Raw genomic sequence first — 10111 nt, forward strand, 5'->3', positions numbered from 1 at the left:
GTCCTGTAGGTTTAATTGGATGTCATTTTTTGTGTTGATGAAAGTTATCTATACACAACATAACACGCTACGATAGCGCTTACCAGTATAGATCGCAAAAGTTTACAGGTAAACAGGTATAGGGAGTATAAAACAAAAACTAAAAGCCGCAGCTAAGTTTAGTTAGATGCGGCTTTTAACTCTGTCCCGTTAAAATAGTTTAGACCTCTACTCGCTTTATCAGCTTCTCCAGGATATTCTGAGCAGCAACCGAGATGATAGTACCCGGGCCAAATACGCCTTCTGCCCCGGCTTTGAAAAGGAAATCATAATCCTGGGCCGGGATAACGCCGCCCACAATCACCATGATATCCTCACGACCTAGCTTGCGAAGTTCTTCAATTAATTGCGGTACCAGTGTTTTGTGGCCTGCTGCCAGCGAGGATACGCCTACCACGTGTACGTCGTTTTCAGCGGCCTGCATGGCTACTTCAGCAGGTGTCTGGAACAGTGGTCCTATATCTACGTCAAAGCCCAGGTCGGCGAAGGAGGTGGCAATTACTTTGGAGCCGCGGTCGTGGCCGTCCTGTCCCATTTTTGCAACCATGATCCGTGGTCTGCGGCCTTCCAGTTCTTCAAACTTATCGGCCATGGCTTTGGCACGTGCGAAGTTCTCATCGTCTGAGAGCTCAGCAGAATAAATACCTGATATTGATCTGATCACAGCTTTATGTCTTCCGTAAACTTTTTCCAATGCATCCGAGATCTCACCCAAAGTAGCTCTGCGTCTGGCTGCTTCAACGGCCAAATCCAGCAGATTACCTACTCCAGAGGCAGCAGCGTCAGTTAAAGCCTGTAGCGCGTTCAGCACACTTGCCTCATCGCGGGTATCTTTTATACTTGCCAGGCGGCGCAACTGGGCTTCGCGTACGGCAGTATTATCGATGTCCAGGATATCGATCTCCTGAATCTGCTCTGGTTTATACTTGTTTACACCTACAATAATGTCTTTTCCGGAATCGATACGCGCCTGCTTACGGGCTGCGGCTTCTTCGATGCGCATTTTAGGCAAGCCGGTTTCAATGGCTTTGGCCATGCCACCTAATTCTTCCACCTCCTGCATCAGTGCCCAGGCTTTGTGCGCTATTTCGTGTGTCATTGCTTCCACATAAAAAGAACCTCCCCATGGGTCTACCACTTTGGTAATGTTGGTTTCCTGCTGCAGGTAGATCTGTGTGTTACGGGCAATCCGGGCAGAGAAGTCAGTTGGCAAAGCAATGGCCTCATCCAGTGCATTGGTGTGCAGGCTTTGTGTACCGCCAAGGGCAGCGGCCATGGCCTCAACACAGGTCCTGGTCACGTTGTTAAACGGGTCCTGCTCGGTCAGGCTCCAGCCGGAGGTCTGGCAATGTGTGCGCAACGCCAGCGATTTCGGGTTCTTCGGGTTAAACTGCTTGATCAGCTTGGCCCAAAGCATACGCGCGGCGCGCATCTTGGCAATCTCCATAAAATGGTTCATTCCGACGGCCCAGAAGAAGGAGAGGCGCGGCGCAAATTCATCGATATCCATACCTGCTTTCAAACCGGTACGCACATACTCCAGGCCATCTGCTAAGGTGTAAGCCAGCTCAATGTCAGCGGTGGCACCTGCTTCCTGCATGTGGTAGCCTGATATGGAGATAGAATTAAAGCGCGGCATGTTCTTCGAAGAATATTCAAAGATATCCGCTATGATCTTCATACTTGGTTCTGGCGGGTAGATGTACGTGTTGCGCACCATGAACTCCTTCAGGATATCGTTTTGGATAGTGCCACTGAGTTGCTCCGGTTTAACGCCCTGCTCTTCGGCGGCCACGATATAAAAGGCCATGATAGGAAGTACAGCGCCGTTCATCGTCATGGATACAGACATCTGGTCCAGTGGAATCTGGTCGAAGAGTATCTTCATGTCCTCCACAGAGTCAATGGCTACACCAGCTTTACCTACGTCGCCTACCACCCGCGGGTGATCCGAATCATAGCCGCGGTGCGTGGCAAGGTCAAAAGCTACAGACAAGCCTTTCTGGCCACCTGCCAGGTTACGGCGGTAAAAAGCATTGGATTCTTCTGCAGTAGAGAATCCGGCATACTGTCTGATTGTCCAGGGCTTTTGCACATACATCGTGGTGTAGGGGCCACGAAGGTAAGGCGGCAGACCAGCGGCAAAATCCAGGTGCTCGAAGTGCTTGGCGTCATCTGAAGTATAAAAAGTTTTTACTTCGATCTGCTCAGGCGTTTTCCAAGTTTTAGGCTGCAATAGATCTTTTGGTCCGTGCGCTGCCCCTGCAATTTTGTTTATATCTATCTTAGAAAAGTCAGGTTTCATGATTCTAATATTGAATGAGTAATTGAGTGAATGAGCGAATACGAAACAGCCTATGCTGTATCAAGTATTCAAAATTCAGTCATTGTTCAACTAGCATGCTCTGAAGTAACTACCCATCGGCTGTCTTTCTTTTTCCAGAGCTGAGAAGAAAGGCCGCCCATTAGCTGCTTACCATCCAGGTCGATAGACCACCGGAAGACAAAGTATACAGCCTCCGGCGATACCTGCTCAATATGTAAAGGCTCATAGGTGTAAACACCCATCTTGCTGCTGTCAGCAAAATCCTGCCGAAACATCTCTAACACCTGCTGGTAACCCTTCTCAATACCATGCTTGTTTACCCACAGCATTTCCGGCGAGTTCCAGTAGTAGGTCATGGCTGTTTCCAGGTCGCCCTTATTCCAGGCTGCAATTTGTCCTTCCAGTGCCTTTACCACCTCTGCTTCAGGAGTGCTTTTAGGTGCTGTAAAAGACGTAAGCATGGTTGCTAAGCTCATGGTGCATATGCTAATTAGTATAAACTTCATTTCTCGCCGTCACCTTCCCCATGAAGTTTTTTGTGGATCACGTTCATGATAGAGGACATGTCGCAGTCCTCGAAAATAAACTCATCGTATCCATTGGCCATCATCTCTTCCTTCATGTGCTCAGGGTTGTTTGCGAGGATAATAGTTGGTTGGGCATGGTGGTTACGCAGCCTCGGACCAAACTCCTGCACAAATGCATTTTCAGACGAAGAAACCACTACTACCTCTGCAGATGTGTTGGAGATATTGTCAGACGCTTCCTCTACGGACTTGAACTGCAGCACCTCTGTATCAAAACCTGCACAAGAGAAAAACTCCTGGGCAAAAGTGGCATTCACATGCCGTTGCACAGCTTCACCAACTACAGCTATAATGGCTTTAGGGCGCCGTTTCAGCTTACGCTGGTGCAGCTCGGTAGCCATACGCATCACTTCCGTTGGGTATGCAGCGCGTGTAGTGTCAAAATCGGGACTCTGGATTAACTCTTCCGGGTTAAAGTCTATTTGCTCCTTGGGGTTAGGGTATTTATTGGTACCTACCAGCACGTCCCGGCCAGTGGCTATGTTTCTGAATTTTTTGCGGCTTACCTCTGTAATGCTGCCCAGTATATAGCCGCTTTTATAAGCAGCTTCAAATCCGCCGGAGTTTTCCAGCTCCTTAAACAGATCCCAGGCTTTCTGGGCCAGCTCGTTCGTGAGCGATTCCAGGTAATAAGAACCTGCTGCAGGGTCAATTGCTTTGTCTAAGTAAGCTTCTTCTTTCAGGATAATAGACACATTGCGGGCGATGCGTTCAGAAAACTCCTCTGAAGGTCTGAAGGTGTTATCGAAAGGAAGAACAGTAAGTGAATCGCAGCCGGATAACACCGCAGCCATGGCCTCGGTTGTAGTGCGAAGCATGTTCACGTACGGGTCCAGGGTTGTTTGGTACCAGCTTGAGGTTACGCTATGGATGCGCAGTTTAGCCGCCATTGCCGGTTCTGCCATGTAAGCCTCCGTAACAGAAGCCCACAGCAGGCGCAGCACCCGCAGCTTGACAATCTCGAAAAAGTAATTTGTTCCGGAGGCCATTTGGAACTGCATGTTTCGCAACACCGACTCCAGTGCTTCGCCAGCATCAGTAAGCCTGTCGGTATAAGCTACGGCAGCACTTAAAGTATAGGCAATCTCCTGCGTTATAGAGGCGCCTATGCTGCTAAAGCTGGTGCCGTTCACCGTTATGCCATAAAAGTCAGGGCTGTCTTTGGTAAGTTCCAGCACTCGTATAATTGCTCTGCTCTCTTCATGGCCTATCTCGCATTTAATAGTTATAGGATCGAAGTTTACAGAACCCTTCAGGTTGCGGTGAGACACCTGGCAGGCTTCCAGCTCTGCGTAAAGATGCTGGATAAATACATCGGGCTGCTCCTGTAGGGTATAGTTTACAGTGTGGTGGCTCAGATCTATCCTGCTAACCAAATAAGGTATATCAAACAACTCGGGGTTATGAATGACAAAGTGAATCCCATCTGCCCCTCTTTGCAAAGCATCCGCAGCCTTATCGATGGCGTGCCTGCTGTTACCACCTTTTGCTTCTATTTGCTGAATATTGAGCCAACTGTTACTGCCGGTCTTTTTGCCGCGTAAAAAAGGAAAGTCGCCGGGCTTCTGCTGCACGAAAGGCAGGTTGGCTATATCTTCGCGGGTGTAGTAGGGCTTAACGTCAATATTTTCGTAGGTATGCCAGGTCAGGCTTTCCAGGGGTGTGTCACGCAAATCTTTGCGTGCCTTCTGCTCCCAGGTAACCGCTGTAAAAAGAGGGTCTTTCCCCCCGGCAGTATTGAACTCCGCAAAAAGAGGATGCGGATTTTGCTGCTCTTCCGTCATTATACTTGTGTTCTAATTTCTTGTAAAGATAGAATTTTTAACCTTATTATGTTCATACGGGAATAGGGTATATACAGCTATGGCTATACTTTAGTCTATTTGGTCCATGTATGCCTGGTAAGCCCAATAGCCTACCAGCAGCCAGATAATCACGATCACAGCTGCCATAATGTAATTAGGCTTGCGTTGCATCATCTGTTCTTTTGCCTTCTGGCGGTAGTGGTGTAATACGGGTTCCGGAATTAACCTGATAGACAGCCAGATACCCAAAGGTAACAGCAGCAGATCGTCTAAATAACCAATAACAGGTATGAAGTCCGGGATCAGGTCAATCGGGCTGAAAGCATAGGCCACGGTAATTACCAGCACCACCTTGGCAATAAACGGGATGCGGGGATCCCTGGAAGCAAGGTATAAGGTATAGACGTCCTCTTTCAGTTTACGAACGGTTTCTTTCCATTTTCGAAGCATGCTAACTTGTACGGGAAAGGCCTTTATTAGGTCTTGCATGGCAAGCGGCAGCTAAAGAGCGCTGCTAATTGGAACAGGCCTGAATTATCTTTGAAAAAATGATTAACTTGATACTTCACTTAAGCACAAAATTCATGTATAAGACGCAACAATTTATACTTGCTGCATTCGGGCTAGGCTTGCTTGCGGTGCCCGCCCTGGCACAAGACAGTAAACTGATAGCCAGAGCGAATGCCATGGCAGACAAAATAGAACCTAAGGTAATAGAATGCCGCCGTTACTTTCATGAGAACCCGGAGTTGAGCAACCGTGAGGTAGAAACAGCAAAGCGCATTGCAGACGACTTGAAAAAGCTGGGGATTGAAGTTGAAACAGGTGTGGCCAAAACTGGTGTGGTTGGTATCCTGAAAGGAGGGAAACCAGGGCCTGTGGTGGCTCTACGCGCGGACATAGATGCTTTGCCAGTGACAGAGCGTGCAGATATTCCGTTTGCCTCTAAAGCGAAAGGCGAATATAATAATCAGGAAGTGGGGGTGATGCATGCCTGTGGCCACGATACGCATATCGCCATGCTGCTTGGGGCTGCAGAGGTGCTGGCAAGTATGAAGAAGGATCTGCATGGTACTGTGAAGTTTATTTTTCAGCCAGCCGAGGAAGGTGCTCCGGCAGGGGAAGAAGGAGGAGCTTCGCTGATGGTGAAAGAAGGTGTGTTGGAAAAGGGCCCCAAGCCGGATGTTATCTTCGGCTTACACATCAACTCCCAGACTGAAGTAGGAACGCTTAAGTATCGGCCCGGCGGCATTATGGCTGCTGCGGATGTGTTCCGGATCAAGGTAAAAGGCAAGCAGGTGCATGGCGCATCTCCGTGGGCAGGAATAGACCCGATTGTGGTATCGTCGCAGATCATTTACGGCCTGCAAACCATTATCAGCAGGCAGACAGAGTTAACAGCAGATGCTGCTGTGATTACTGTAGGTATGATCCACGGTGGAGTGCGTAACAACATTATCCCTGAAGAAGTGAAGATGGAAGGTACTATTCGCACCCTGGATACAGACATGCAAAAGAAGATACACGACAAGATTAGATTAACAGCTACCAAGATCGCTGAAAGTGCAGGGGCAACTGCAGAAGTAGAGATCATAGAAATGGCACCTGTTACTTACAACGACCCTGCGTTAACCAACAAAATGCTGCCTACGCTGCAAAGTGTGGCAGGTAAAGATAATGTCGTGCTGATGAATGCGATGACCGGCGCCGAGGACTTTGCCTATTACCAGCAGAAGATACCGGGCTTATACTTATTTGTAGGAGGTATGGCAAAAGGGCAGGACCCAGCCACCGCACCGGCTCACCATACCCCTGATTTTTATATTGACGAAAGCGGGATGAAACTTGGGGTTAAAGCCCTTACCAACCTGACGTTGAATTATATGGAAAGTAAAGGCAAGAAATAGTTAAAATATAAAAAGCTTAAAAAAGCGGAGCCAGTCAGGTTCCGCTTTTTTATCTCTTTACGGGAGGGCTTATTCTAACATTAATTTTCCGCTTTTAATGAGCTTGTTGCTGCTGCTGATGCGATAAGTATATAAGCCGGCAGACAACCCCGGAGATCTTTTAACTGCATTTTTCCCGGGCTTTAATACAGATTGCGTAACGATCTTACCTGTGGCATCATACAGTTGCCAGCTCAGATCATGCGCTGCAGGTGCGTCTATTATAAAACTGTCTTGCACAGGGTTCGGATAAACCAAGGTTGCATTAAGTTCTTCTGATCCTGGTGATGCTGTGGTTTGTTGTGCTTCTACTATAATGTAAACAAATTCCCATCCAAGTTTTACAATAAAAGGGGCTGCTGGTCTGGTAACTGTTCTTCCCTGTAAGCCAATGGTATATACATTATCCCTGATGAGGAAACTTTCCGCAGTCAGTTCTAGGGTTATTGCTTTCCCATTAGCCGAATCTCTGGCAGTTACAACCGGGGTTGCAAGGTCTAAAGTATCCAGGTCACTTAGTTGCCGGGCAGATAATTGGTCGACAGTGGCCGAAGCGTTTTCAACATAAAACTCCAGTTTTAGCTTGTCATTTGCTCTGGCAAGTATAGCGCCGTCAGGAGTAATCCTTAAGCGCTCTTTATTTAGTAGAGTAACTTTTGGTTCCTGGGTTCTATCTGCCACTATTATTTGAAAATCGACAACAGTATATCCCATTACTTGCCCCTCCCTGTATTCAGTGATCTTAACTGACAGGGCATATTCACCTTTAGCAGTAGGACTTTGCCAGTGCATCTCCCCGAATTTATCAATCGTTAAACCTGCAGGAATCTGATAGCCTTGTATGGGGCCTACTGTGCCACTTCCATAATCTTTGTTGAAGCTTGGTACAAATTCGTAGGTAAGGTTGTCTCCATCGGCATCGTAAGCAATTAAATTCATCTTAAAAGGTTCGCCGGTAAAAGCTACTGCTTTTGGTGGTAATGCGGTTCTAACACTGTTCCGGTTCAGTTTAAAAGCGCTTATATTAACGCTGGTATAAATATACTGTGTCAACAGGTCCGAGGGGCCGGCTATGTTGAGGATATTCGGGTTTCTGTTAATGCCAGTCCAGGCAACAATATAACTGCCATACTGCAGGTATATGTGGCTCCACTCAAAAATTTCTAAACTACTTTGGTCACCATATGGAATACTAGCCTTCTTTGGTACCCTTACAACGTTACCATCCCCCATGTTTATTTCAACAATAGGGTCATCTGCCTGCGAAACATCATCAGAAGCTACGGTAAGTCTGAAGTTATACTTAAAGGAATATTGTGGATCAACTGTGTAACTTATGTAGCCCCCTAAAATATGCGTAGCATTGCAAAACAGCGGGAGCAACAGGAAAGGCAGGAAAATCAATAACAGTTTTGTTTTCATTGTTTTATAATTATCTGGATAATATACTGTATTAACTTGCAAAAAGCTAATTATAGCTAGCATTTTTGGAAAAGTTTATACAATTAATTTACAGTGGATTATCTGTCTTAGAACTTAGCAGATTTGGTAACTGTTGAAGAGGCTGGTAACTTTATACCCGGACTTTACGCACATTCATGAAAAGACAACTAGCAAAGAGTGTAGCAGGCCTGCTTCTCTTACTCAGCTTTGTATCCTGCCAGCGCACTTGGGTAGCTTCTCCAAGTCTCGAAACTACTGATGTTCCTGTTGATAAAACCATCCCAGCCGACCCGCAGGTAGAGGCGAAGATCCAGCCGTACAGGCAGGAGGTGACCGATAAAATGTCGGAGGTGGTAGGTACTGCGCCTGTTGCCCTTGTGAAAGGCGATTATGAGTCGCCGCTGGGGAATTTTGTGGTGGACCTCCAAAAATCGCAGAGCGAGCCACTCTACGGAAAACCCATCGATCTGTCGTTAACCACTAACGGAGGTTTGCGGGTACCACTGCCGGCAGGCAACATTACAACAGGTAATGTATTTGAACTGATGCCTTTCGAAAACGAACTGGTTGTACTGACGCTGAAAGGGGAGACGGTACAGCAGTTATTCGATTATGCTGCTGAGAAGAAAGTAGCTTCTATCGGTAACGCCACTTACACAGTTCAGACGGATAAAGCGAAAGACATTAAAATAGCCGGAGTGCCTTTTGATCCCAGGAAAACTTATACTCTGGTTACATCTAATTACCTGGCCGGGGGAGGCGATGACTTAAAGATGCTGAAAGATGCTGTAAAGTATGAAAATGTTGGCTTGCTGCTACGCGACGCTATCTTACAGGAGATCAGGCAACGTACTGCAGCCGGAAAACCCATTACAGCCGAGATCAAAAACCGTGTAACCATCCTCCCTTAAGCATATTTGAAAAATGAAAAGAAGAGACTTTTTAAAGACATCAGCAGTAGGGGCGGCTGGTATTAGTTTACTGGGTATGCCTTTCTCTGCAGAAGCAGCACAAAACATTACCCTTACCATCCTGCATACCAACGATCAGCACTCCCGCATTGATCCGTTTCCGGATGACGGCCGCCAGTACGGCGGAATGGGCGGCATGGCACGCCGGGCTACCCTGGTAGAGCAGATACGGAAGCAGGAGCCAAACGTGCTGTTGCTTGATGCCGGTGATATTTGGCAGGGCACACCATACTTCAACTTTTTTAAAGGTGAAGTAGAGTATAAGCTGATGAGCCAGATGAAGTATGATGCCGCCACGCTTGGTAATCATGATTTTGACAATGGGTTAGAGGGTTTGCAGCAGCAACTGCCAAAGGCAAGCTTCCCGTTTGTGTCTGCTAATTATGATTTCAGCAAAACCATCCTGAAGAATCAGTTTGAACCCTACCGCATTTTTGAAAAACAGGGGGTGCGTGTTGGCGTTTTTGGACTAGGAATTGAACTGGAAGGCCTGGTCAGCAAAAATAATTACCGTGATACCTTGTACTTGGATCCGGTAACAACGGCACGCGAAATGGTACAGGAATTACGCGAAAATCAGAAGTGTAACCTGGTAATTTGCCTTTCTCATTTAGGTTACAAATATGAGGACGATAAAATAGATGACTTGAAGCTGGCCGGGCAGGTAGAAGGCATTGACCTGATAATAGGCGGACACACGCACACTTTCCTGGATGAACCAACTGTTATAAAGCACGAAAGCGGCCACGAGACGTTGGTTAACCAGGTTGGCTGGTCGGGTATTTTCCTGGGCCGGATAGACTTCAGTTTTAACCGCAGATCCAAGAAACGGACAGATGTGAGAACTGCACTGCTTCCGGTAAACACACCTGTAACAACTTCGTGAAAAAATAATTTTTTGTTTACATTAATTTGAGCAAATTTGTAACCCCCCTGCCGATAAAAGGAGAGGTTTGTTTAACCAAACGGATCTTAGTGTGTTTTGGAAAATTGG

The 10111-nt window shown here is 47.0% G+C and carries 7 protein-coding genes and 1 pseudogene; 3 read left to right on the top strand and 5 right to left on the bottom strand.

Features of this window, described 5'->3' with window-relative positions; translation table 11 throughout:
- Positions 1–199: 199 nt before the first annotated feature.
- From scpA to ACSX1A_RS20730, 4 genes are all read right to left on the bottom strand, one after another.
- Positions 200–2344 (bottom strand): methylmalonyl-CoA mutase, encoded by a 2145-nt coding sequence (scpA, locus tag ACSX1A_RS20715; RefSeq protein WP_439881540.1) that lies wholly within the window; start codon positions 2342–2344, stop codon positions 200–202.
- 86 nt (positions 2345–2430) lie between these two features.
- Complete coding sequence (locus tag ACSX1A_RS20720; protein WP_439881541.1) at positions 2431–2841, bottom strand: YybH family protein; 411 nt, start codon at positions 2839–2841, stop codon at positions 2431–2433.
- 26 nt (positions 2842–2867) lie between these two features.
- Entirely contained in the window at positions 2868–4736 is a 1869-nt protein-coding gene (locus ACSX1A_RS20725; protein WP_439881542.1) for a methylmalonyl-CoA mutase family protein, read from the bottom strand.
- Positions 4737–4826: 90 nt separating this feature from the next.
- Positions 4827–5246, bottom strand: coding sequence for a YkvA family protein (locus ACSX1A_RS20730; RefSeq protein WP_439881543.1), 420 nt, complete (start codon positions 5244–5246; stop codon positions 4827–4829).
- Between the two features lie 95 nt (positions 5247–5341).
- Here ACSX1A_RS20730 and ACSX1A_RS20735 point away from each other — a divergent pair, with 95 nt between their 5' ends.
- Positions 5342–6664: an amidohydrolase gene (locus tag ACSX1A_RS20735; protein ID WP_439881544.1), complete on the top strand. Its 1323-nt coding sequence runs from the start codon at positions 5342–5344 to the stop codon at positions 6662–6664.
- A gap of 69 nt (positions 6665–6733) precedes the next feature.
- Here ACSX1A_RS20735 and ACSX1A_RS20740 read toward each other — a convergent pair whose 3' ends face one another.
- Complete coding sequence (locus ACSX1A_RS20740) at positions 6734–8125, bottom strand: T9SS type A sorting domain-containing protein (RefSeq protein WP_439881545.1); 1392 nt, start codon at positions 8123–8125, stop codon at positions 6734–6736.
- A gap of 176 nt (positions 8126–8301) precedes the next feature.
- Here ACSX1A_RS20740 and ACSX1A_RS20745 point away from each other — a divergent pair, with 176 nt between their 5' ends.
- Positions 8302–9057 (top strand): 5'-nucleotidase C-terminal domain-containing protein, encoded by a 756-nt coding sequence (locus ACSX1A_RS20745; protein ID WP_439881546.1) that lies wholly within the window; start codon positions 8302–8304, stop codon positions 9055–9057.
- A gap of 10 nt (positions 9058–9067) precedes the next feature.
- A pseudogene (locus tag ACSX1A_RS20750) lies at positions 9068–10003 on the top strand (metallophosphoesterase); the annotation flags it as partial.
- Between the last annotated feature and the right edge of the window lie 108 nt (positions 10004–10111).

The organism is Pontibacter sp. MBLB2868 (assembly GCF_051904785.1).
Lineage (GTDB): Bacteria > Bacteroidota > Bacteroidia > Cytophagales > Hymenobacteraceae > Pontibacter.